Below are 21,792 nucleotides of genomic sequence, written 5' to 3'. Positions count from 1 at the left end.
GAGCTTCATGGCTCCCGTATCGACCCAACACATCCTCAAGATCAGTTGCCCGGCGACCTCCGGAATCGTTGCCGCGGTGACCACCTATCTGGCTGATCATGAATGCTACATCAGCGAACTGGCTCAGTTTGATGACGAGTTCACCGGGCGCTTCTTTCTACGTGCGGTGTTTCGCTTCAACAACGGCTGCGTGGGCGACACCGGGGCGCTGCGTCAGGGTTTCGAAGACGTAGCCGTTCCGTTCGACATGGACTGGAAATTATTTGAAGCCTCCCAGCCGCCACGCGTCCTGTTGATGGTCAGCAAGTTCGATCACTGCTTAACCGATTTGCTCTATCGCCACCAAAAAGGCGAGTTGGACATGGATATCACCGCCATCGTCTCCAACCACCTCGACCTGCGCCACATGGCGGAGCGTCAGGGCATTCGCTTTGTCTATCTGCCAGTGACTAAAGAAACGAAAGCCGAGCAAGAAATTGCGTTGATGAAGATTGTCGACGAGACCAAAACCGACTTGGTGGTACTTGCACGCTACATGCAGATCCTCTCGGACAACCTGTGCAAGCAACTGGCCGGGCGCGCCATCAATATCCATCACTCCTTCTTGCCCGGCTTCAAGGGTGCCAAGCCCTATCACCAAGCCTATGCACGCGGTGTGAAGTTGATTGGTGCTACCGCTCATTACGTCACCAGCGACCTGGATGAAGGTCCGATCATTGAGCAGGAGGTACAGCGTGTGGATCACGCTTACCTGCCGGAAGATCTAGTGGCAATTGGTCGTGATACCGAAACCGTGGCCCTGTCCAAGGCACTGAAATATCACCTTGAGCACCGGGTTTTCATCAACTGCGACAAGACGGTGATCCTGCCATGAGTTGCGCGACGCTGATCGATGGCAAGGCCTGCGCCGCTGCGGTAATTCGTGAGGTGAGTGTCGAGGTCAAGGCGCTCAAAGACGTGGGGATTGATCCGGGGCTGGCCGTGGTGTTGGTCGGCAGTGACCCGGCCAGCCAAGTGTATGTGCGCAATAAAGTACTGCGCGCCGAAGAGACGGGCATTCACTCGTTTGAACACAAACTGGCCGCCGACACATCGCAAACTGCGTTGCTGACGCTGATCGAGCGCCTCAATGCCGACCCGCAGGTGCACGGCATTTTGGTGCAACTGCCGCTCCCCGGGCATATCGATGAAAACTGCATCTTGCAGGCCGTTGACCCGCTAAAAGACGTCGATGGCTTTCACAGTGAAAACGTTGGCGGCCTGAGCCAAGGCCGCAACGTGCTCACGCCCTGCACGCCGGCCGGTTGCATGCGCCTGCTGAAAGAGACCTGTGGCGATCTCAGCGGCCAGCATGCCGTGGTGATTGGCCGTTCCAATATTGTCGGCAAACCGATGGCCGCGTTGCTGCTGCAGGCCAATTGCAGCGTCACGGTGGTCCATTCCCGTAGCCACAACATCCGCGAGCTGTGCCGCCAGGCCGATATTGTGATCGCCGCTGTCGGCCGCCCGCAAATGGTCGATGCCAGCTGGCTCAAACCCGGCGCCGTGGTGATCGACGTAGGGATCAATCGCATCGAGCAAGACGGCAAGAGTCGCCTGGTCGGTGATGTCGATTTCGACAGCGTCCAAGCCACCGCCTCAGCGATCACCCCAGTACCTGGTGGTGTCGGCCCCATGACCATCGCCTACCTGATGAAAAACACCGTTACTGCTGCACAGCTGCAATACCCGGCTGTTCGCCACGCTAAACCCTCTATGGAGATTCCAGCATGAAAAAACGAGTTGCCATCATCGGTGCAGGCCCCTGCGGCTTAGCCCAATTACGTGCATTCCAGTCAGCCCAGGATCAAGGCGCAGAGTGTCCAGAAGTGGTTTGCTACGAGAAACAGTCTGACTGGGGCGGCATGTGGAATTACACCTGGCGCACCGGCCTCGACCAGCACGGTGAACCGGTTCACGGCAGCATGTACCGCTACCTCTGGTCCAACGGACCGAAAGAGTGCCTGGAGTTTGCCGACTACAGTTTCGACGAGCATTTCGGCCGCCCCCTAGGCTCCTATCCGCCCCGCGAAGTGCTCTGGGATTACATCAAGGGTCGCGTCGAAAAAGCTGGCGTCCGTAAGTTCATCCAGTTCAATACAGCTGTGCGCGGCGTCACCTATGACCAGAACAGCGGCCTGTTCAGCGTCACGGTGCACAGCTATGACAATGACCAAACCAGCACCGAAATCTTTGATTATGTGGTGGTCGCCAGCGGTCATTTCTCTACCCCAAATGTCCCTTATTTCGAAGGCTTCGAAAGCTTCGGTGGGCGCGTGCTGCATGCCCATGACTTCCGTGATGCGCTGGAATTCAAAGGTAAAGATGTACTGATCGTGGGCGGCAGCTACTCGGCCGAAGACATCGGTTCGCAATGCTACAAATACGGTGCCCGCTCAATCACCAGTTGCTACCGCAGCGCGCCCATGGGTTACCGCTGGCCGGATAACTGGCAAGAGAAGCCTCTGCTGCAACGCATGACCGGCAAGACCGCCTGGTTTGCCGACGGCACTCACCACCATGTCGACGCGATCATTTTGTGCACCGGCTACAAGCACCACTTCCCCTTCCTCGCCGAAGAGCTGCGCCTGAAGACCGACAACCGGCTGTGGCCACTGAGCTTGTACAAGGGCGTGTTCTGGGAGAACAACCTCAAGCTGATTTACCTCGGCATGCAGGATCAGTGGTACAGCTTCAACATGTTCGACGCGCAAGCCTGGTATGCCCGCGACGTCATCCTCGGGCGCATCGCCCTGCCCAAACTGGCTCAGATGCAGGCTGAAGATCTGGCATGGCGACAGGAAGAGGAAACGCTGGAAACAGCACAACAAATGTTTGAATTTCAGGGCGAGTACATCCGCCAACTGATCGAAGCCACGGACTATCCGACCTTTGACATTTCGGCGGTCAACCAGACGTTCCTCGACTGGAAGCATGACAAGTACGAAGACATCATGGGTTATCGCAACAAATGCTTCCGCTCGCTGATCAGCGGCACCATGGCCACCCCGCATCACACCCCGTGGCTGGAAGCACTCGACGACTCCCTTGAAGCCTACCTCAGCGAGACTCCGGCGGTTACCCAAGTAACCGCTATCTGAAGCCGTGCGGGGCGTTAAACGCCCCGCCCATGTGGAGCCTCACCATGCGCCAACCTGTCATTTCTCGTCCCTGGGAACCGGCCCTGTTTGCCCGTGCACCTAACCTAGAGCGTCACCGGGTTGCCCCCGGCGGGTTAACACTGATTAACCTCCAAGCCGGCGATAGCCTGCAGGTGATTGACCTCGAAGGCGACCAGCGCGCCGAATTGCATGCGTTTAACCCTAATGGCCACGCGGCCCTGGCAGCACTGAGCCTTAGCGCAACGCCGGGGGCCGAATTCAGCCAACGCCTGCTCACTAATGGCAGCGCCGCGTCAGAACGCAGTCAGCGCCGGCTGTTAGGCCTGGGAATCAATGCCACCACCTTGCCGCCGGCCGCTGACTTGTGGCCCGCTGGTACGCCTGCTGGTTACAGCCGCACCCTGCAGGCCGCCGAAGCCTTGCTGGTCATGGTCGCGGCACCGGGTACGGATAGCCCAGTGTTCAGCCAACTGCGCGCCAGCGAACTGCGCTTGCTGATCCAACGTACCAATCCTCGCCAGACCCTGGCGCCGCCGTTACCAGAAGCGCTTGGCGAGGTGGTTGACGAGTTCACCATCAAGCCCGGCACGGCCCAGGCTTATGCCGTTGCCGCCGGTCAATATATTCAAGTGCTCGACGTAGCCGGACGGCAGTGTTCGGACTTCGTCGCCTTCGACCGCCGCAACCTCGATGCTGGCAGAGAGGTCGACCTCGACCCCACCGTCACGCGCACCTTGAACAGCAATGCCTATCCTAGCGCCGGACTATTCAGCCGGTTCTTTGATCGCAACATGCAGCCCATGCTCGAGGTGCGCCGCGATACCGTTGGTCGTCACGACACCTTTGCCCTAGCTTGCACCTCACGCTATTACGAGAGCCACGGCTATTTCGGCCATGCCAATTGCAGTGACAACATCAGTCGCGCACTCGCCGAGCATGGCGTTGCTGCACGGCCCGGTTGGCCCGCGATCAACTTCTTCTTCAACACCGCTATTGATGACCACCAGCAATTGACCATGGACGAGCCGTGGTCACGCCCCGGCGACTACGTACTGATGCGCGCCAGTAACGATCTGATCTGCGCGAACAGCTCTTGCCCGGACGACATCGACCCGGCCAACGGCTGGCAACCTACCGACATCCACATCCGCGTTTATTCTGCAAAGGAGCGCTTCAGTATCGCTATGGCCACGCGCATATCCCCTGATTCCGATCCTGTGCTGACCCGCGAGAGCGGTTTCCATCCAGGCACCAGCGCCCTTACCCGCCATTTTGTCGATTATCGCGGTTGGTGGACGCCTACTCACTTCGAAGGCTTCGGCGCACTGGAGGAGTACCACGGCTGCCGCGAGCGTGTTGCCGTAATGGACCTCTCTGCCCTGCGCAAATTTGAGATCCTCGGACCGGATGCCGAGTCCCTACTCAACCACTGCCTGACGCGCGATGTGCGTAAGTTAGCGATCGGCCAAGTGGTGTATTCAGCAATGTGCTACGAGCACGGCGGCATGCTCGACGATGGCACCTTGCTGCGTCTTGGCCAGGATGCTTTTCGCTGGATCTGCGGCGAAGACCACGGCGGCGTGTGGTTGCGCGAGCAGGCTGAAAAACTCGGCATGAAGGTCTGGATAAAATCGGCCTCCGAGCAGATCCATAACATTGCCGTGCAAGGGCCACTCAGTCGCGAGTTGCTCAGCCAGATGATCTGGACGCCGCCCAGTCAGCCATCGGTGAGCGAGCTGGGTTGGTTTCGCTTCTTAAATGGTCGCCTTGATGATTACAACGGCTGCCCAATAATGGTCTCGCGCACCGGCTACACGGGCGAGTTGGGCTTTGAAATCTGGTGCCACCCAAGCGACGCCATGCGTGTATGGGAACGCGTGTGGCAAGTCGGCAAACCGCTCGGTTTGGTACCGCTCGGCCTGCACGCGCTGGACATGCTGCGCATCGAAGCCGGGCTGGTGTTTGCGGGGTATGACTTTAGTGATCAGACCGATCCTTACGAAGCAGGTATCGGTTTCTGTGTGCCGCTGAAGAGCAAACAAGACGACTTTATCGGCCGTGATGCCCTGCAAAGGCGCAATGCCAGTCCACAACAGCGCTTGGTTGGGCTGGAGCTGGAGGGCAATGAGCCGGCGGCGCATGGCGATTGTGTTCGCGTTGGCCGTGCGCAAGTCGGCGTAATTACCAGTGCAACGCGCTCACCGGTGTTGGGCAAGAACATCGCACTGTGCCGCTTGGCTATCGACTATTGCGAAGCCGGTACGGCAGTTGAAATCGGCAAACTCGACGGTCAGCAAAAGCGAATTAGTGCACGTGTTTCCAGCGGAACGGTTGCCTACGATCCGGATAAGTCACGGGTTCGCAGTTAACTGCAAGGAACGGCGGGGGAATTGCTAGCGCTCTGGCAGTCATGCGTTGACGAAGGCAGCCAGCAGCGCAGTTTCCCTAAGAGGAGTATTAATCCATGTGGTTCAACAATAATGCCCGCCAACTGGCTAGCGACCTAGCCAACGTGCTGACCCAATTACCTGATCAGCATGCCCATCTGGATCAACAGTCTTCGGCGCTGCATCGCTACCCGCATTTGCTCACGGCCATCGAACTGCTCAGCCAACGCTGGCATACGCAGCATGTGCAGCGCCAAGCTGAAACCCACTCGCAGCCACCGTGCACCGCCGAGCAATATCAGCACTTAAAGCAGCAACTTGAAGAAGCCACCCGGAATAACCAGCTGCTCGAACAGCAGCTTCAGCAAAGCCATGCGCGACTGGAAAACGTGGAGGAACAACAGGCGCGCTGGCAGCAGGATGAACAAGCATGGGAGCTGACCAAGCAGACCCTGACCGAAGGCTGCTGGGACCTGACCGTCGTAAAAGGTGATGCCGATCATCCCGACAATCTGATTTGCTGGTCCGAACAGTTTCGCAAACTGATCGGATACAACCACGCCGAGTTTGCCGATGGCTGGGACAGCTTCTTTGCAGTGGTCAACGCCGACGACCTGAAAAAGGTCATGCAGGTGTTCGGTGACTTCGTTGCTGACCCCAAAGGTGAACCCGCTTATGTCGTTGAATACCGCATGCAACACAAACAACGCGGCGAACTTTGGTTCCGTGAGCGAGGTCGCTGCTTACGCAACAGCCAGGGCGTTCTGCAACGCGTGATCGGCGCTGTACGCGAAATTAGCGATGAGAAAGCCGCTGAGGATTTGCGCAACCGCGAACAAAGCAACATGAAAAGCACCTACACCCAGATCGCCCACGTAGCAGGCGTCATTAAGGGTATCGCTGATCAAACCAACTTACTTGCACTCAACGCCGCAATCGAAGCTGCACGCGCAGGTGAACAGGGTCGGGGCTTCGCGGTAGTGGCCGACGAGGTACGCACGCTGGCCAAACGCACCCAGGACTCGGTGCAACAAATTCAAACCATGCTGCAGCAACGCAACTAAACGATGTACCTAAGCCGCCAGATGACCCAAGAGCAGGCGCGATCTACCCGCAACGAACAGAAATGGGGCTTCTCCCGCACTCACCCAGCACAGCTAACCCGCAGAGATACGCTTGGAACGGGCTGATGGGATAAGTGGCACAAGCCTTGCAATTTCCTTGCGGGAACTTTTCTTAACCCTAGATAAATTAAAAGCTCTACCTGCTCGCACTTAACACTCGACCTGCTGAACAAAATCCACTTCTGAAAACTGCATCGAGGATTCAACAATGGAACAGGCAACCCCAACACTGGAAGAGCTACAACAGCTCATTCAGATGTCTAACACCATAAATATGGAAATATTCTATTGGTGGTGTATCGCCTTGATGATGGTGATACACGCTGGATTTCTCTCCTACGAAATCGGGGCATCGCGCCTGAAAAATGCCCTTACGGCCGGCGTTAAGAACATTCTGGCGTTCGCCTTCATCGTGCCGACGTTCTTTTTCTTCGGCTGGTGGATCTATAACGGTTTTTCCGGTGGGCTAATTCCCGACTTGGACGGTGCAGCCGGCAGCTTGCCATGGGCCAGCAGTATGGGGCCAAACATCACTGACAACGCGACCGGTATCTTCTGGGCCGCCTTTGTCCTGTTTGCCGCCACCACTGCATCGATCATGTCCGGTGCGCTTATCGAGCGTACACGGATGAGTGCCTTTATTGTGTTGGCCATCATTCTGGGCTCTGGCGTCTGGATTCTCGGAGCTGCCTGGAGCTGGCACCCAACCGGCTGGCTGACCACCAAGTGGGGCTTCCATGACGTTGGTGCTGCAGGCTGTGTGCACGCCATTGCAGGCTTCTTCACCCTCGGTGTTGTGATGAACGTCGGTGCGCGTATTGGCCGCTTCAACGCCGATGGCAGCTCAAATAACATAGTCGGTCACAGCATGCCGATGAGTGTAATTGGCTTGATGCTGGTCATCGTCGGCTTCTTCGGTTTCCTGGGTGGTTGCATCATCTACAACGCCGGTGGCCAGTGGACCAACATCTATGGTCAGCCAACAACCCTGTCTGCATTTGCCTTCAATACCTTGATGGGCTTTTCTGGCGGTTTGATCGGTGCTTACCTGACCACCCGTGAACCTTTCTGGATGATGTCCGGTGGTCTGATCGGTATCGTTTCTGTAGCCCCAGGCCTGGACGTTTACTACCCACCGCTAGCCTTTGTAATTGGTATGGGCGTTGCTGCAGCCGCACCACTGGTACACAAGTTCTTGGGCAAGCGTGGTATCGATGATGCTGTTGGCGCATTCGCCGTTCATGGCTTCGGCGGTTTTGCCGGCTTGGTGCTCAGCGGCATTTTCATCGCGGGTTACCCGAACGTCATGGAAGGAGCCCCTCCCATAAATTTCCTCGGCCAAACCGGTGGCGCAATCGTACTGGCCGCACTGGGCTTCATCCCCGGCTACTTTATCTCGCTGCTGATGAAGAAAATGGGCGTTCTGCGCGTACCAGCACATGCCGAAGAACGTGGCCTGGATCTGGTCGAAGTACCGGCCCAAGCCTACCCAGAATGGGCCATCACTGGTGCCAGTATCACCACTGTTTCCGCAAGCGAAGTAATCCCTAACACTATCGTCGGCGAAACCAAGCCTGCGTGAATTTGAACTACGTCACGCAGTACTCCCTACTGCGTGACGTCATGAAGGAGAAATGCCATGAGCAGTCCAATTAGCAGTTGGGAAGGCGCCAGCACCGTCTTCACGTTCGCCGACAAGCCAATGGTGATGGGCTTCATCGTCGTCGTCGCAGTCGCCCTAACGATCTTCGCGATTTACGCCACGGTGCGTCACGAGCAGCACAGCTACAAAAGCCCGATGATCAAAAAGTAAGTTCAGCCGTCCGGCGTCCTAGGGGGCGTCGGCCGGCCTGGAGTCAGCCATGTTCAGCCCTATTTTCTGCCTGCTCACACCTCCCGATCTTGGCCTCAAAGCCATCGCATTCAGCCTTCACTCACTCAGCAACCTGCACTACAGCAGTGCGTTGCAAGCCAGCCTTGTGCGGTTGCGCAATAACTTCAACCTTCAGTACAGCCGACGGGAAATGGAAGGTTTTAATGCATTACGCTTGCGTATGGGCCGTTCGCCCAAGCGTTTCCCCGCGTCCCCACAGGCCCTACTCGACCAGTATCAACGTCACTCAGGCTTGCGGCCAATCTCACCAATCGTCGACCTTTACAATCAGTGGTCACTGAACAGCGGACTTTCGATCGGCGCCCATGATTTACGTCGCCTACAACTGCCGGCAAGTTTGACCCTAACGCAAGGCGGCGAGGTCTTCCACGCACTGGGCAGCAACACCAGCCAGCTTTTGCCCACCGGCGAATATGCCTACCTGGACGCCCAAGGCCAGGTGCTCTGCCGCATGGAGTATCGTCAGTGTGAGGCTACCGCCTTGCATGCCAATAGCGACTCGGCTCTGTTTATCGTCCAGGGTCATCCCGACACTGACCCGCAATACCTGCAGCGGATCGCTGCTGACCTCAAGGCTGATCTGATGTCCTGCTGCGCCAGCTGCGTGGCTTGACGCCCGACGCGTTATCAACGCTACTGGCCGGTATTCTCGACGCTTACGCGCACCTTTATGGCCAACATAACGGCCTCTCCCTCACGACGGAACTTAAGCACCGCAGAACGCCGACACCAGCTGCGGTGTCGGGCTTTAGTACGGCTCCGCTGGATTATCTCGTCAGTCAAACCGACGTTGACGCACTGACCAACTTGAGACCAATCACCCCGGCAATGATCAGGCCCAAACACCCCAAACGCGCCAGCTGGGCCGGTTCATTGAGCACCGCGATGCCATAGATCGCCGTGCCGAGAGCACCGATGCCGACCCATACTGCGTAGGCCGTACCCACCGGCAGGGTGCGCACAGCAAGTGACAGCAGGTACAGACTGATGACGATGAACAACCCGCAATAGAGGCTAGGCCACAGGCGTGTGAAGCCTTCGGTTCGCGGGATTGCCGCAGCGTACATCACCTCGCAAACGCCGGCCGCCAGCAGGATCATCCATGCACCGTAAGTTGTCATATAAGCTCCTTTGTATGAATCGGGATCATGCCGCGAGCAAGGTTTTGTGCATGTGGCCCAGCGACATAATTACTATGCAAAAAAAGGCCCGCCGAAGCGGGCCCTATCAATCAGTATTTATTGATCGACGCTGCGAGGCAGTTAGTAGCCCTTACCCGGGATCCAGCTGGTGCCAGCCAGAGGTACACGCGCCATCGCGGCAGACTCTACAGTCAGCGCCACGAGGTCTTCAGGGTCGAGATTGTGTAGGTGCGACTTGCCACAAGCCCGCGCCATAGTCTGGGCTTCCAGCACCAGTACGCGCAGGTAGTTAGCCAGACGCCGACCGCCCTCGATCGGATCCAGGCGCTTGGACAGTTCAGGATCCTGAGTGGTGATACCAGCCGGGTCGCGCCCATTCTGCCAATCATCGTAGAAACCGGCAGCCGAACCGATTTTCTTCAATTCCTCGTCCAGACGCGGATGGTTGTCGCCGAGGGCGATCAAGGCCGCCGTGCCAATCGCTACGGCATCAGCACCAAGAGCCATGGCCTTGGCCACGTCGGCGCCGTTGCGGATCCCGCCGGAGACGATCAGCTGTACCTTGCGGTGCATGCCCATTTCCTGCAGGGCCTGCACGGCCTGAGGGATGGCCGGCAAGATAGGGATGCCGACATGCTCGATGAATACTTCCTGAGTGGCCGCGGTGCCGCCCTGCATGCCGTCGAGAACAATCACGTCGGCACCGGCCTTCACTGCCAGCTTGACGTCGTAGTAAGGGCGACTAGCGCCGATTTTCACGTAGATGGGTTTTTCCCAGTCGGTGATCTCGCGGATCTCAGCGATCTTGATCGCCAGGTCATCAGGGCCGGTCCAGTCTGGATGACGGCAGGCGCTGCGCTGATCAACGCCAATCGGTAGGGTACGCATGCCGGCTACTCGCTCGGTGACTTTCATGCCCAGCAGCATGCCGCCGCCGCCCGGCTTGGCGCCCTGACCGAGGACGATCTCGATGGCGTCGGCCTTGCGCAGGTCATCTGGATTCATGCCGTATCGCGATGGCAGGTACTGGTACACCAGGTGCTGCGACTGACCGCGCTCTTCCGGGGTCATGCCGCCGTCACCGGTGGTGGTGCTGGTACCGGCGATGCTAGCACCACGCCCCAGGGCCTCTTTAGCGTTAGCCGAGAGTGCACCAAAGCTCATGCCCGCGATGGTCACCGGGATTTTCAGGTGCAGCGGCTTCTTGGCGAAGCGGTTACCGAGGATCACATCGGTGCCGCACTTCTCACGGTAGCCTTCGAGCGGGTAGCGCGACACGCTGGCACCGAGCAGCAGCAGGTCATCGAAGTGCGGCAGCTTGCGCTTGGTGCCGCCGCCGCGAATGTCGTAAATACCGGTCTCGGCGGCCCGCTGAATTTCCTGGATAGTCAGGCGGTCGAACGTAGCCGATTCGCGTAGCACTGGTGGGGCTGCTTTCTGGGTAATTTGGTCGCTCATGGTCATGCTCCTGGATCAGTACGCGGAGGCGTTGTCGACTTTGAAGTTGTACAGCTGGCGGGCCGAGCCATAACGCTTGAAGTCCGCTGCTTTTTCGTTGAAACCGGCGCGATCGAGCAGCACCTGCAATTCTTCGAGGTGCTCGGCACGCATCTCTTTAGCAATGCAATCCGAACCCAAGGATTCGACCGTGCCCTTAACGTAGATGCGTGTCTCGTACAGCGAATCGCCCAGCGCGTCACCAGCGTCACCGCAGACCACCAGACGGCCAGCCTGGCCCATAAAGCAGCTCATGTGCCCGATGCTGCCACCGACGACGATGTCGACGCCTTTCATGGAGATGCCGCAACGTGCACCGGCATCGCCTTCAATAACCAGCAGGCCGCCGTGAGCGGTAGCGCCGGCCGCTTGCGAAGCGCTGCCTTTTACCCGCACGTAACCCGACATCATGTTTTCGGCGCAGCCTACCCCGACGTTGCCGTGCACGGTAATTGAGGCTTTCTGGTTCATGCCCGCGCAGTAATAGCCGGCATGCCCCTGGATATCGACGGACACGGCTTCATTGACGCCCACCGCCAAGTTGTGTGCGCCATTAGGATGAGTCACCACCCACTCGCGCTCTTCGAGCTGATTAACCTGATCGTGCAGGGCCTGGTTGAGGTCACGCACGGTGGCGCTGGATAGATCAATAGTTTTCATGTGCGTGCTCCTTAAGCCGACGCGCGTTCCCAGATGTACATGGTGGCGGGAACGGGTTCCCATACTTTGGCCTTCTCGATGCCTGGCAGGCTGGACAACGCCTGATATTCCGAGGCCATGGCCACGTAGTCATCAGTCTCAGCAAGGATCGCCGGCTTGCAGGCAATCGGATCGCGGATCACGGCAAAGCCGTTGCGGGTACCGATGGCGAAGGTGAAGAAACCGTCCAGTGCCTCAAGGGAGCTGTCCAGCGCGGTCTTCAACGAGTCGCCCTGCTGCAGGCGCCAGGCCAGATAACCGGCAGCGACTTCAGTATCGTTTTCAGTGTCGAAATTGATCCCTTCGCGACGCAGTTCCTGACGCAGACGGAAGTGGTTGGACAGGGAACCGTTGTGTACCAGGCACAGGTCGGCACCCGTGGAGAACGGATGGCTGCCTTCCATGGTCACCGCACTTTCAGTGGCCATACGGGTGTGACCAATAATGTGGCTACCCTTCATATTTTTCAGCCCGAAGCGCTCGGAGATTTCCTTCGGCAGGCCCATGCCCTTGAGGATCTCGATGCTCTTGCCGGCACTCATGATGCGTACGGTTGGCGCCAGCTCAGCCAGGGCAGCGCGCACTGTGGCTTCCTCGGCCTTGATTTTCAGCACGATGGCGCTGGCGTTCTGAAACCAGTCCAGTGAGGCGCCAAGCTTGCCTTCCAATTCGCCGGTCAGCGCCTTGAAGTCATACTCATCGGTGGTCGCCTGCAGGGTCAACTTGACCCAGCCATCCGAGACCTCATCACCGTAAATGGCGAAGCCGGCACTGTCAGGGCCACGGTCGGTCATGGCTTCGAGCATCGGCTCGAACAACGCACCAAGCTGGGATTCCAGCGCCGGATTTTTCAGGTAAAGACCAACAATCCCACACATAGTCAAAACTCCACGGCAGAAGACGCCCCGCCCATTTCGCAGGGCGTCGAAAACAGTTAATAGATCCGGCGGTCAGAAGAATTCGGTGTAACGCTGCAGCTCCCAATCGGAAACGTGACGGCTGTACTCCACCCACTCCATGCGCTTGAGTTTGATGAACTCATCGACAATTCCGGAGCCCAGCACCTCGCGGAACAGCGGGTCCGCTTCCAGTGCGTCACAGGCTTCCTTGAGTGATTGCGGCAGGGTCTTGATACCGCGAGCAGCGATCTCCTCCAGGCTCAACTTGTAGAGGTTCTCGTTGCAGACACTATCGATTTCCAGTTCGCGGTCGATGCCGTCCAGGCCGGCGGCGATGATCGCAGCAGTCACCAGATAAGGGTTGCAACCGGCATCCGGCAGGCGGAACTCAAGTCGGCCGTATGGCACGCGGACCATGGCCGAGCGGTTGTTGGAGCCAAAGGCAATAAATGCAGGGGCCCACGTAGCGCCGGACAGTGAGTTGCCAACGACCAGACGCTTGTAAGAATTCACCGTTGGCGCGGCAAAGGCACACAACGCCGGGCCGTGTGCAAGCAGACCCGCAGCAAAGTGATAGGCCATTTTCGACAGGCCCATGCCACTTGGATCGCTGGCGTCATGGAACATATTTTTGTTCGTGGCGCTGCTGATAGACAGATGGAAATGCATGCCGTTACCGGCGCGTTTGGGGTCCGGCTTGGGCATGAACGAGCAGATCATGCCCATGTCGTTGGCGATCTCACCGGCGGCCATACGGAAGAAGGTAAAACGGTCAGCCGACTCCATCGCATCGCTGTAGGTGTAGTTGATCTCGAACTGACCATTGGCATCTTCGTGGTCAATTTGATAAATATCGAAACCCACCGGCTGCAGCGCTTCGGTCAGGCGCTCAAGAAACTCGCGAGAACGCGACAGACCTTTATAGTCGTAGCAGGGCTTGTCCAGGTTGTCGGAACCATCCACCAACTGCAGCTTGCCGCCGGCATCACGGCGGAACAGGCTGAACTCAGGCTCAAGCCCGGTATTCAGGATCCAGCCTTTGTCGCTTAAACGCTCGACTTGCTGCTGCAGCACGTAACGGCTGTCATAGGGGTGCGGTTTTCCTTCGACGTGACCAATGCACACCACCCGGCCGTAGCCAGGCTGCCAAGGCACCGGGGTCAGTGTGGATAAATCACCGCGTGCCATGAAGTCCGGACCATGAGGCTCCATACCCATGCCGCAGATAGCGAACCCGGCGAACCCGGCCCCCTCCTCGGCTACAGTCTTGAGCCCGGAAACCGGAACGGATTTGGTCTTCGCGGCACCATGAATATCGACAAACTGGGCCAGCACATACTTGATGCCATGCTGATCAATGATCCGCTGCGTTTCGGATGGCAACATGCGATTTAGCTCCTAATTAATGGCAAGGCGGTTAAACAAGGGCAGGCAAACAAAGGCATTGCGACATGCCCGAACTACCAAGAACTGGGGTAGGGCTGTCACGCCGAAACGCAGGTGGTTCGTGAGGTTTAGGCGCATACCGACGTGTTAATTCCATTCAGGAAAGTTTATTTCCCTACAAGAATGCAAGCGCCTTGCCAGAACGCGCAGCCCGCTAAAAAATTGCCGCCGATCGGCGCAGGCTTCTGTTTATATGGGAATATAGATTTCCCAGTGGGAAAGCCTGGGAGGCGATCACACGCTGAATTGTCCGACTCGCACTTTCCTTGTGCGATATTAAATTTCTTGAACCGAAAGCGTGCAGGGAGACAGCCTCATGTTGAGTGACACCCAACCCCGCCTCAGGCTGGAACAGTACTTGGGCATGCAGATCAAACGGCAGCGCCAAGAGCAGGAGCTGAAGCTGGCGGATGTGGCGCGCATCGCCAATATCAGTCAGGGCATGCTGAGCAAAATCGAAAACGCCCAGGTGTCGACCAGCCTGGACATCCTCAGTCGGCTGTGTGATGTGCTCGGCATGCCGATGTCGAAACTCTTCAGTCAGTACGATCAGCCCGATGGCAGCGCGCTATTGGTTAAAGCCGGCGAGGGTCTTGAGGTGGTCCGTCGTGGTACCGAGAAGGGTCACACCTATCACCTGCTCAATCACACGCGGGGACCGAAGAAGAACTTTGAGGCGTATATGGTGAGCATGGACGACGCCAGTGAAGAGTTCCCCACCTTCGCCCATCCCGGCACCGAGTTCCTCCATCTGCTGGAAGGTGAACTGGTCTACCGCCACGGTAACCAGCTCTATCACATGCAGGCCGGTGACAGCCTAACCTTCGAGGGTGAAGTCCCCCACGGCCCAGAACAGTTGCTGCATGTGCCGATCCGCCTGCTCTCGATCATGAACTACAGCAAGGCTTGAAACGCCGCTCAAGCATGCCCGCAGTGCGCACACTTGAGCGTACTGCACCGTCAAACCAGGGCGCTTATCGGCATAAGCGCCGCCCCCTGCAATTCGCCACCACACGGCCCTGACGCCTCGCCCCGCCGCAGCGAAACGCCTGATTCGTGAGTGAGCACGCGCGTCCCCCACCTTTCAGCCCGCTATAGGCCTCTCCGCCTGGATCTCCTCAGACAAAGTTTCCTGCCAGGATAAAAAATTTCACAAAGCGCTAGACCTGTCGAATCTCTTCGCATATAAAAGCGCCAAGAGAAATTAATATTCCCAGCAGTAAATAACATCCACCTATAAAAAATGCTTTTACCTGCGTATTTACGCTTTGCAATGAGCTGCCGCCCCCCTTATTGAGGACCTGACATGCAACACGCCACCAGCCACTTCATTATCAAGATCAGCTGTCCGGCGGCCTCCGGCATTGTCGCGGCAGTGACCACCTACCTGGCGGATAAAGGCTGCTACATCAGCGAAATGGCGCAGTTTGATGACGACATCAGCGATCGTTTCTTTATGCGTGCCGTGTTCCGCTTCAACCAGGGCCTGGAGGGCGGTATCGCCGAGATTGAACAAGGCTTTGCTGATGTGGCCGCGCGCTTTGAGATGGAATGGACGCTGCACAGCACCTCGCAGCCAATGCGCGTGCTGCTGATGGTGAGCAAGTTCGACCATTGCCTGACCGATCTCCTGTATCGCCATCAGAAAGGCGAAATCGACATGCAGATCACCGCGATTGTCTCCAACCACCTCGACCTGCGACCAATGGCCGAGCGGGAGGGCATCCGCTTCATCTACCTGCCCGTGACCAAAGATAGCAAAGCCGAGCAAGAAGCCGCGTTGATGAAGATCGTCGACGAGACCCGCACTGAGCTGGTCGTACTCGCCCGCTACATGCAGATACTGTCCAATGATCTGTGCCAACAGCTGGCCGGCCGAGCGATCAATATTCACCACTCCTTCTTGCCCGGTTTCAAAGGCGCCAAGCCATATCACCAGGCGTATACGCGCGGCGTGAAACTGATCGGCGCCACCGCCCACTACGTCACCAGCGACCTCGACGAAGGCCCGATCATCGAGCAGGAAGTGCAGCGCGTTGATCACGCCTACCTGCCTGACGACCTCGTCGCCATCGGCCGTGATACCGAAACCGTGGCCCTGTCCAAGGCAGTAAAATACCACCTCGAACACCGGGTTTTCCTCAACCAGGACCGTACGGTGATTTTCCGGTGAACAGCTCTTGCAGTGTCAACATCATCGACGGTAAAGCCGCTGCCGCTCGGGTATTGAACGACGTTCGTGACGCGGTCAGCGCCCTCAAGGATTACGGCCTGCACCCGGCCCTGGCCGTGGTACTGGTCGGCCATGATCCGGCCAGCCAGGTGTATGTGCGCAACAAAGTGCTGCGCGCCAAAGAGACCAGCATTCGCTCTGTGGAGCACAAACTAGCAGCCGAGACCACCGAGTCCGACTTGCTTGGCCTGATCGCCGATCTCAACGCAGATCCGACGATCAACGGCATCCTCGTGCAACTGCCACTGCCCACGCACATCAATGAGAACCGCGTACTCCAGGCCATTGCCCCCCTGAAGGACGTCGACGGTTTCCACAGTGAAAATGTCGGCGGCCTCAGCCAGGGCCGTGAGGTGCTTACGCCCTGCACGCCCAACGGTTGCATGCACCTGCTGCAGGACACACTCGGCGATTTGAGCGGCAAACATGCCGTGGTCGTCGGGCGCTCGAACATCGTCGGCAAACCGATGGCAGCCTTACTGCTCAAGGCCAACTGCACCGTCACCGTCGTTCATTCCCGCAGCGTAAACGCCGGCGAGCTCTGCCGTCAGGCCGACATTGTGGTCGTGGCCGTCGGCCGCCCACGCATGCTCGATGCCAGCTGGTTGAAACCCGGTTGCGTGGTCATTGACGTGGGGATCAACCGGATCGAAGAGGATGGCAGAACCCGCCTGGTCGGTGATGTCGACTTCGACAGCGCCCTACGCGTGGTCTCGGCCATTACTCCGGTTCCCGGCGGCGTGGGCCCCATGACGATTGCCTTGCTAATGAAGAACACCGTCACCGCAACGCGCTTGCAGCACCCTGCCCTGACCATCCACTCCACACCTGCGGAGGCAACATGCCTTTCAATCTCCTGAAATACGGCCTGAGCTCCGACTACCCGGTTGAGGTGGATCTTCCCGCGCCGAAAGAGCTGAAGAGTTCCTACGACGTGGTGATCATCGGCGGCGGCGGTCACGGCCTGGCCATCGCTTACTACCTGGCTAAATATCACGGCATCACTAACGTCGCGGTGCTGGAGAAGTCTTACCTTGGCAGCGGTAACACCGCGCGCAACACTGCAGTGATCCGCTCCAACTACCTCACCTCCGAAGGCGTGCGCTTCTATGCCGAGTCGGTGAATATGTTCCAGAACCTGTCCAACGAGTTCGACTTCAACATCATGTACTCCGAGCGCGGCCAGCTGACCCTGGCCCACACGGATGCAACCGTGCGCGCGTTTCGCCAGCGTGCCGAGGTGAATAAGCACTTCGGCGGGCGCACCGAAATGATAGACCGCCAGCAAATTCGCGAACTGGTGCCGAGCCTTAATCTCGACCCCGGTCACCTTCCGGTACTTGCCGGACTATGGCACATGGATGGCGCTACCGCGCGTCACGATGCCGTGGCCTGGGGCTACGCCAAGCAGGCGGCCAAGCGCGGTGTGGAAATCCACCAACTGACCGACGTGCAAGACCTGGTTATCGAAAATGGTGCCATCACGGCAGTGAAAACCAACCGTGGCACCATCAAGTGCGGCTGTGCGGTACAAGCCATCGCCGGGCACAGCTCGCTGATGATGGCCAAGGCCGGTATCCGCTCGCCGATCCAGACCTTCCCGTTACAAGCCATGGTCACTCAGCCGTTCAAACCGTTCCTTGACCCACTGGTCAGTTCCTCGGCGCTGCACTGCTACGTGCAGCAAACCAGCCGTGGCGAAGTAGTGTTTGGTGGCGGCTCCGACCCCTACCCGCTGTACAACAGCCGCTCGACCCTGGATCTCAAGGAAAGCCTGCTGGCCCATGCCATCGAAATGTTCCCATTCCTGGCCAACGCCAAACTGATGCGCCAGTGGGCCGGGATCACCGACATGACGCCGGACTACAGCCCGATCATGGGCCTGTCGCCGGTGGAGAACTATTACCTCGACGCGGGCTGGGGCACTTGGGGCTTCAAGGCCACGCCGATCTGCGGCAAGACCATGGCTGAACTGATTGCCAGCGGCGGCAAGGTGCCTGACTTGATCAAGCCCTTTGCCCTGGAACGCTTCTCGCGCTTCCAGCAAGTCAACGAAATGGGCGCAACCGCCGCCAGCCATTGAGGACCGGACAATGAAAATCATGAATTGCCCGCTCAACGGGCCGCGCAACATCAGCGAATTCACCTATGGCGGCGAACTCAAAGCCATGCCCGATTCGGCTACCTGCAGCGATATCGAGTGGGCTGACTATGTGTTCAACAGCGATAACGCTGCCGGTGTAGTGACTGAATGGTGGATGCACACACCCTCGAGCTACTGGTTTCTGGCCGAGCGCCACACCGTAACCGATCAGATCATTCGCACCTTCGACCCGAAAGAAGTATTCAACCAACGCGTCGATTTTCACGCCAATAGCACCGCGCTCAAGGGAGTCACCGCATGAGTTCTTCGAACCGCCTGCCCGCCCCTATGGGCCTGCTGATCGACCGTGACCAGGCGCTCAGTTTTCAATTCGACGGTCAATCCTTTAGCGCTCTGGGCGGTGACAGCATCGCCAGCGCCCTGATCGCCAATGGTCGCTGGTTGATGTCACGCTCGTTTAAATACCACCGCCCACGTGGCCCGCTGACACTGGCCGGGCAAGATGCCAACACGCTGGTGCAATTGCCCAGTGAGCCCAATGTCCTGGCCGACGTCACTAGCGTTGAAGCCGGTATGCAGGTCAGCGCCCAGAATGTTTCCGGTTCACTGGATAACGACCGCGATGCCTACCTGGGCAAGTTTTCCAAGTTTATGCCGGTAGGTTTCTACTACCGCTCCTTCTATAAACCTAAAGGCATGTGGAAGGTTTGGGAGCCGATCATTCGCAAGAAGGCCGGCCTCGGCGTGCTCGACTTGAAATTCCAACCTGAGTATTACGACAAACAATTCTTGTTCGTCGATCTGGCCGTCGTGGGCGCAGGCCCAGCTGGCTTACAGGCCGCGCTGACCGCTGCAAATGCTGGTGCCAAGGTGCTACTGGTGGAAGAGCAGTCAATTCTCGGCGGTTCGCTAACCTATGCCCGCTTCGATGCCGAAGGTGTGCGCGCCGACAACCTGCGTCAGGAACTAATCGCAGCCGTTGAGGGCCACTGCAATATCCAGACTCTCAAAAGGGCAACCTGCAACGCCTGGTTCACCGACAACTACCTGCCAGTGATTCAGGGTAAGCGCCTGTACAAAGTGCGCGCCAAGCAATGCCTGGTCGCCAGCGGCTCGTTCGATCAGCCGGTGATTTTCCGCAACAACGATCTGCCGGGTGTGATGCTGACCAGCGCTGCACAACGGCTGATGAAACTGTATGCCGTTAAGCCAGGCAAGCGGGCGGTCGTCCTAACGGGCAACGACGACGGCTACCTGGCCGCGCTCGACCTGCACGAGCAAGGTGTGGAAGTCGCTGCGCTGGTCGATATGCGTGCCCAACCTGCTGACCCACAACTGCTCACGCTCCTGCAAACCTGCGGCATTACCTGTCACTTGAGCACCACCGTATTTGAGGCCTTGCATGAAAAAGGCATGCGTCATGTCAGCGGTGTCGATTTACGCAAAATAACCGGCCAGGGCCAGGTGGCCAGTGACTCATTGACCCTCGGCTGCGACCTGCTGTGTATGTCTGGCGGTTACATGCCGGTCTACCAACTGCTATGCCAGGCTGGCGGCAAGCTGGCCTATGACGATCAACTGGCAGAGTTCACACTCAGCGGCCTGCCCGAAATCCTCCGAGTCAGTGGCTCGGCTAACGGCTGCCACGCGTTGGATAACGTGCTAGCTGATGCGACCAACTGTGCACTCGACATCATCGCAGCGCTGGGTCTGAACAGCGACCTCGGTCGCGCGAAAGTGAAACCGGAAGCCCAGGTCAATTTCCCGTGGCCAATCTTTGCGCACCCTAAAGGCAAGGACTTCGTCGACTTCGATGAGGACTTGCAAGTGCGCGACATTATCAACGCCACTAAAATCGGCTACCGCGATGTGCAGTTGGTAAAGCGTTTCTCCACCGTTGGCATGGGACCCTCGCAGGGTCGTCACTCCGCTCTACCGACCGCCCGCTTGGTCGCCCAATCCACTCAACGCAACATCAGTGAGACCGGCGTTACCACGGCGCGCCCTCCCTTCGTCGCGGAAAAGCTTGCGCATGTGGCCGGACGTGGCTTTGACCCATACCGTCAGACGCCTATGCACGGTCGCCACCTGGCTGCTGGGGCGAAGATGATGCCCGCGGGCGTATGGCAGCGTCCGGCGTTCTATGGCAATGACACAGATCGTGAGCAATGCATGCAGGCTGAAGCCCTGAACGTGCACAACAAGGTTGGCTTGATCGATGTATCAACACTTGGCGGGCTGGATGTGCGCGGCCCGGATGCGGCCGAGTTTCTCAATCGCATCTACACCTTTGCCTTCCTCAAGCAGCCTGTCGGTCGCTCTCGCTATGCGCTGATGACCAACGAACATGGCGTGGTGATTGATGATGGAGTCTGTGCTCGTTTCGCCGACAACCATTTCTATGTCACAGCTACCACCAGTGGGGTCGACCGCATCTACCAACAGATGCTCAAGTGGAATGCCCAGTGGCGCCTGAATGTTGATGTAACTAATGTCACCGCGGCACTGGCGGCCGTCAATCTGGCGGGGCCATTGTCACGCAAGGTGCTGCAAAAGCTGTGCACCGATGTTGATCTATCGCCCGAAGGCTTCCCCTATCTAGGCGTGCGCACTGGCACGGTCGCAGGCATTCCGGCGCGCCTGATGCGCGTGGGCTTTGTCGGTGAACTGGGCTTTGAGATCCACGTGCCCGCGCGCTACGGCGAATACCTCTGGGACGTGTTGATGGAAGCGGGCGAAGTGGAAGGCATCCGTCCGTTCGGTGTCGAGACGCAACGCTTGCTGCGCCTGGAAAAAGGCCACGTGATCATCAGTCAGGATACCGATGGCATGACCACTCCCGGCGAGATCGATATGACGTGGGCAATCAGTCGCACCAAGCCATTCTTCGTTGGTAAGCGTTCGGTTGAGATTCTTGAGCAGCAGCCGCAGAAACGTAAGCTGGTTGGCTTCACCTTGGAAAAAGGCAGTCGCCAACCACTGGAAGGTCATCTGGTGCTTGATGGAAGTGACATAAGCGGCAATGTCAGTTCATGCGAATACAGCGAAACACTCGGCCAGATCATTGGTCTGGCTTATGCCGGCGCCAACCAGGGCATACCCGGAAGCCATCTGCCGATCCGTGTCGAAGGCGGCGAAATGGTACACGCCACTGTTGTCGAACTGCCTTTCTTCGACCCCGCCAATCAACGCCAGGAGTTGTAAGC

At 58.1% G+C, this 21,792-nt stretch carries 18 protein-coding genes and 1 pseudogene; 14 read left to right on the top strand and 5 right to left on the bottom strand.

Features of this window, described 5'->3' with window-relative positions:
• Positions 1–7 precede the first annotated feature (7 nt).
• The 8 genes and pseudogenes from purU (TMS3_RS07080) to TMS3_RS07050 all read left to right on the top strand — a co-directional run bounded on the left by purU (TMS3_RS07080) (position 8) and on the right by TMS3_RS07050 (position 9,179).
• A complete protein-coding gene (gene purU / locus TMS3_RS07080; protein WP_025164563.1) occupies positions 8–874 on the top strand; it encodes a formyltetrahydrofolate deformylase in 867 nt (288 codons plus the stop codon).
• Positions 871–1,773 (top strand): bifunctional methylenetetrahydrofolate dehydrogenase/methenyltetrahydrofolate cyclohydrolase FolD, encoded by a 903-nt coding sequence (gene folD, locus TMS3_RS07075; RefSeq protein WP_025164562.1) that lies wholly within the window; start codon positions 871–873, stop codon positions 1,771–1,773. Before purU (TMS3_RS07080) ends, folD (TMS3_RS07075) begins: the two co-directional genes overlap by 4 nt.
• Positions 1,770–3,140: a flavin-containing monooxygenase gene (locus TMS3_RS07070; RefSeq protein WP_025164561.1), complete on the top strand. Its 1,371-nt coding sequence runs from the start codon at positions 1,770–1,772 to the stop codon at positions 3,138–3,140. Before folD (TMS3_RS07075) ends, TMS3_RS07070 begins: the two co-directional genes overlap by 4 nt.
• A 44-nt stretch (positions 3,141–3,184) precedes the next feature.
• Positions 3,185–5,530, top strand: a complete 2,346-nt coding sequence (locus TMS3_RS07065; RefSeq protein ID WP_025164560.1) for a DUF1989 domain-containing protein — start codon at positions 3,185–3,187, stop codon at positions 5,528–5,530.
• Positions 5,531–5,625: 95 nt separating this feature from the next.
• A pseudogene (locus TMS3_RS07060) lies at positions 5,626–6,603 on the top strand (methyl-accepting chemotaxis protein); the annotation flags it as partial.
• 277 nt (positions 6,604–6,880) lie between these two features.
• On the top strand, positions 6,881–8,254 hold the full coding sequence (locus TMS3_RS07055; RefSeq protein ID WP_025164558.1) for an ammonium transporter: 1,374 nt from the start codon (positions 6,881–6,883) through the stop codon (positions 8,252–8,254).
• A 57-nt stretch (positions 8,255–8,311) separates the two neighbouring features.
• A complete protein-coding gene (locus TMS3_RS25440) occupies positions 8,312–8,485 on the top strand; it encodes a hypothetical protein (RefSeq protein ID WP_200929603.1) in 174 nt (57 codons plus the stop codon).
• Between the two features lie 49 nt (positions 8,486–8,534).
• Positions 8,535–9,179 (top strand): B3/B4 domain-containing protein, encoded by a 645-nt coding sequence (locus TMS3_RS07050; RefSeq protein WP_025164557.1) that lies wholly within the window; start codon positions 8,535–8,537, stop codon positions 9,177–9,179.
• Positions 9,180–9,345: 166 nt separating this feature from the next.
• Here the strand turns inward: TMS3_RS07050 and TMS3_RS07045 are convergent, their stop codons facing one another.
• The 5 genes from TMS3_RS07045 to glnT form a co-directional block, all read right to left on the bottom strand.
• Positions 9,346–9,687, bottom strand: coding sequence for a DMT family transporter (locus tag TMS3_RS07045; RefSeq protein ID WP_025164556.1), 342 nt, complete (start codon positions 9,685–9,687; stop codon positions 9,346–9,348).
• A 141-nt stretch (positions 9,688–9,828) separates the two neighbouring features.
• Entirely contained in the window at positions 9,829–11,166 is a 1,338-nt protein-coding gene (locus TMS3_RS07040) for an FMN-binding glutamate synthase family protein (RefSeq protein WP_025164555.1), read from the bottom strand.
• A 15-nt stretch (positions 11,167–11,181) separates the two neighbouring features.
• Positions 11,182–11,865: a GltB/FmdC/FwdC-like GXGXG domain-containing protein gene (locus TMS3_RS07035; protein ID WP_025164554.1), complete on the bottom strand. Its 684-nt coding sequence runs from the start codon at positions 11,863–11,865 to the stop codon at positions 11,182–11,184.
• Between the two features lie 11 nt (positions 11,866–11,876).
• The gene (locus TMS3_RS07030; RefSeq protein ID WP_025164553.1) at positions 11,877–12,782 is read right to left on the bottom strand and encodes a class II glutamine amidotransferase; all 906 of its coding nucleotides are present in this window, start codon (positions 12,780–12,782) and stop codon (positions 11,877–11,879) included.
• Between the two features lie 72 nt (positions 12,783–12,854).
• Positions 12,855–14,189 carry a type III glutamate--ammonia ligase gene (glnT, locus tag TMS3_RS07025; RefSeq protein ID WP_025164552.1) on the bottom strand — a complete coding sequence of 445 codons (1,335 nt, stop codon included), beginning with the start codon at positions 14,187–14,189 and terminating at the stop codon, positions 12,855–12,857.
• 376 nt (positions 14,190–14,565) lie between these two features.
• Between glnT and TMS3_RS07020 the strand changes: the two genes are divergently transcribed.
• The 6 genes from TMS3_RS07020 (at position 14,566) to TMS3_RS06995 (ending at position 21,790) form a co-directional block, all read left to right on the top strand.
• The gene (locus TMS3_RS07020; RefSeq protein ID WP_025164551.1) at positions 14,566–15,159 is read left to right on the top strand and encodes a helix-turn-helix domain-containing protein; all 594 of its coding nucleotides are present in this window, start codon (positions 14,566–14,568) and stop codon (positions 15,157–15,159) included.
• A gap of 396 nt (positions 15,160–15,555) precedes the next feature.
• Positions 15,556–16,422 carry a formyltetrahydrofolate deformylase gene (gene purU / locus TMS3_RS07015; RefSeq protein WP_025164550.1) on the top strand — a complete coding sequence of 289 codons (867 nt, stop codon included), beginning with the start codon at positions 15,556–15,558 and terminating at the stop codon, positions 16,420–16,422.
• Positions 16,419–17,342 carry a bifunctional methylenetetrahydrofolate dehydrogenase/methenyltetrahydrofolate cyclohydrolase FolD gene (gene folD, locus TMS3_RS07010; protein ID WP_025164549.1) on the top strand — a complete coding sequence of 308 codons (924 nt, stop codon included), beginning with the start codon at positions 16,419–16,421 and terminating at the stop codon, positions 17,340–17,342. Before purU (TMS3_RS07015) ends, folD (TMS3_RS07010) begins: the two co-directional genes overlap by 4 nt.
• Entirely contained in the window at positions 17,324–18,565 is a 1,242-nt protein-coding gene (locus TMS3_RS07005; RefSeq protein WP_025164548.1) for an FAD-dependent oxidoreductase, read from the top strand. The genes folD (TMS3_RS07010) and TMS3_RS07005 overlap by 19 nt, the downstream gene beginning before the upstream one ends.
• 10 nt (positions 18,566–18,575) lie before the next feature.
• Positions 18,576–18,887 (top strand): sarcosine oxidase subunit delta, encoded by a 312-nt coding sequence (locus TMS3_RS07000; protein WP_025164547.1) that lies wholly within the window; start codon positions 18,576–18,578, stop codon positions 18,885–18,887.
• A complete protein-coding gene (locus TMS3_RS06995; RefSeq protein ID WP_025164546.1) occupies positions 18,884–21,790 on the top strand; it encodes a 2Fe-2S iron-sulfur cluster-binding protein in 2,907 nt (968 codons plus the stop codon). The genes TMS3_RS07000 and TMS3_RS06995 overlap by 4 nt, the downstream gene beginning before the upstream one ends.
• Positions 21,791–21,792: the final 2 nt, after the last annotated feature.

It is taken from the genome of Pseudomonas taeanensis MS-3 (genome assembly GCF_000498575.2).
GTDB lineage: Bacteria > Pseudomonadota > Gammaproteobacteria > Pseudomonadales > Pseudomonadaceae > Aquipseudomonas > Aquipseudomonas taeanensis.
Note: the sequence above shows the minus strand (reverse complement) of the source record. Positions and strands in the feature narration are given on the sequence as shown.

Excerpts from the sequence above, each read along its gene's own strand:
- TMS3_RS07030 (WP_025164553.1), bottom strand. The coding sequence starts at position 12,782 with ATGTGTGGGATTGTTGGTCTTTACCTGAAAAATCCGGCGCTGGAATCC.
- TMS3_RS07020 (WP_025164551.1), top strand. The coding sequence starts at position 14,566 with ATGTTGAGTGACACCCAACCCCGCCTCAGGCTGGAACAGTACTTGGGC.
- glnT (WP_025164552.1), bottom strand. The coding sequence starts at position 14,189 with ATGTTGCCATCCGAAACGCAGCGGATCATTGATCAGCATGGCATCAAG.
- TMS3_RS25440 (WP_200929603.1), top strand. The coding sequence starts at position 8,312 with ATGAGCAGTCCAATTAGCAGTTGGGAAGGCGCCAGCACCGTCTTCACG.
- TMS3_RS07045 (WP_025164556.1), bottom strand. The coding sequence starts at position 9,687 with ATGACAACTTACGGTGCATGGATGATCCTGCTGGCGGCCGGCGTTTGC.
- purU (WP_025164563.1), top strand. The coding sequence starts at position 8 with ATGGCTCCCGTATCGACCCAACACATCCTCAAGATCAGTTGCCCGGCG.
- purU (WP_025164550.1), top strand. The coding sequence starts at position 15,556 with ATGCAACACGCCACCAGCCACTTCATTATCAAGATCAGCTGTCCGGCG.
- TMS3_RS07035 (WP_025164554.1), bottom strand. The coding sequence starts at position 11,865 with ATGAAAACTATTGATCTATCCAGCGCCACCGTGCGTGACCTCAACCAG.
- folD (WP_025164562.1), top strand. The coding sequence starts at position 871 with ATGAGTTGCGCGACGCTGATCGATGGCAAGGCCTGCGCCGCTGCGGTA.
- TMS3_RS07050 (WP_025164557.1), top strand. The coding sequence starts at position 8,535 with ATGTTCAGCCCTATTTTCTGCCTGCTCACACCTCCCGATCTTGGCCTC.
- TMS3_RS07065 (WP_025164560.1), top strand. The coding sequence starts at position 3,185 with ATGCGCCAACCTGTCATTTCTCGTCCCTGGGAACCGGCCCTGTTTGCC.
- TMS3_RS07055 (WP_025164558.1), top strand. The coding sequence starts at position 6,881 with ATGGAACAGGCAACCCCAACACTGGAAGAGCTACAACAGCTCATTCAG.
- TMS3_RS07070 (WP_025164561.1), top strand. The coding sequence starts at position 1,770 with ATGAAAAAACGAGTTGCCATCATCGGTGCAGGCCCCTGCGGCTTAGCC.
- TMS3_RS07005 (WP_025164548.1), top strand. The coding sequence starts at position 17,324 with ATGCCTTTCAATCTCCTGAAATACGGCCTGAGCTCCGACTACCCGGTT.
- TMS3_RS06995 (WP_025164546.1), top strand. The coding sequence starts at position 18,884 with ATGAGTTCTTCGAACCGCCTGCCCGCCCCTATGGGCCTGCTGATCGAC.
- TMS3_RS07040 (WP_025164555.1), bottom strand. The coding sequence starts at position 11,166 with ATGAGCGACCAAATTACCCAGAAAGCAGCCCCACCAGTGCTACGCGAA.
- TMS3_RS07000 (WP_025164547.1), top strand. The coding sequence starts at position 18,576 with ATGAAAATCATGAATTGCCCGCTCAACGGGCCGCGCAACATCAGCGAA.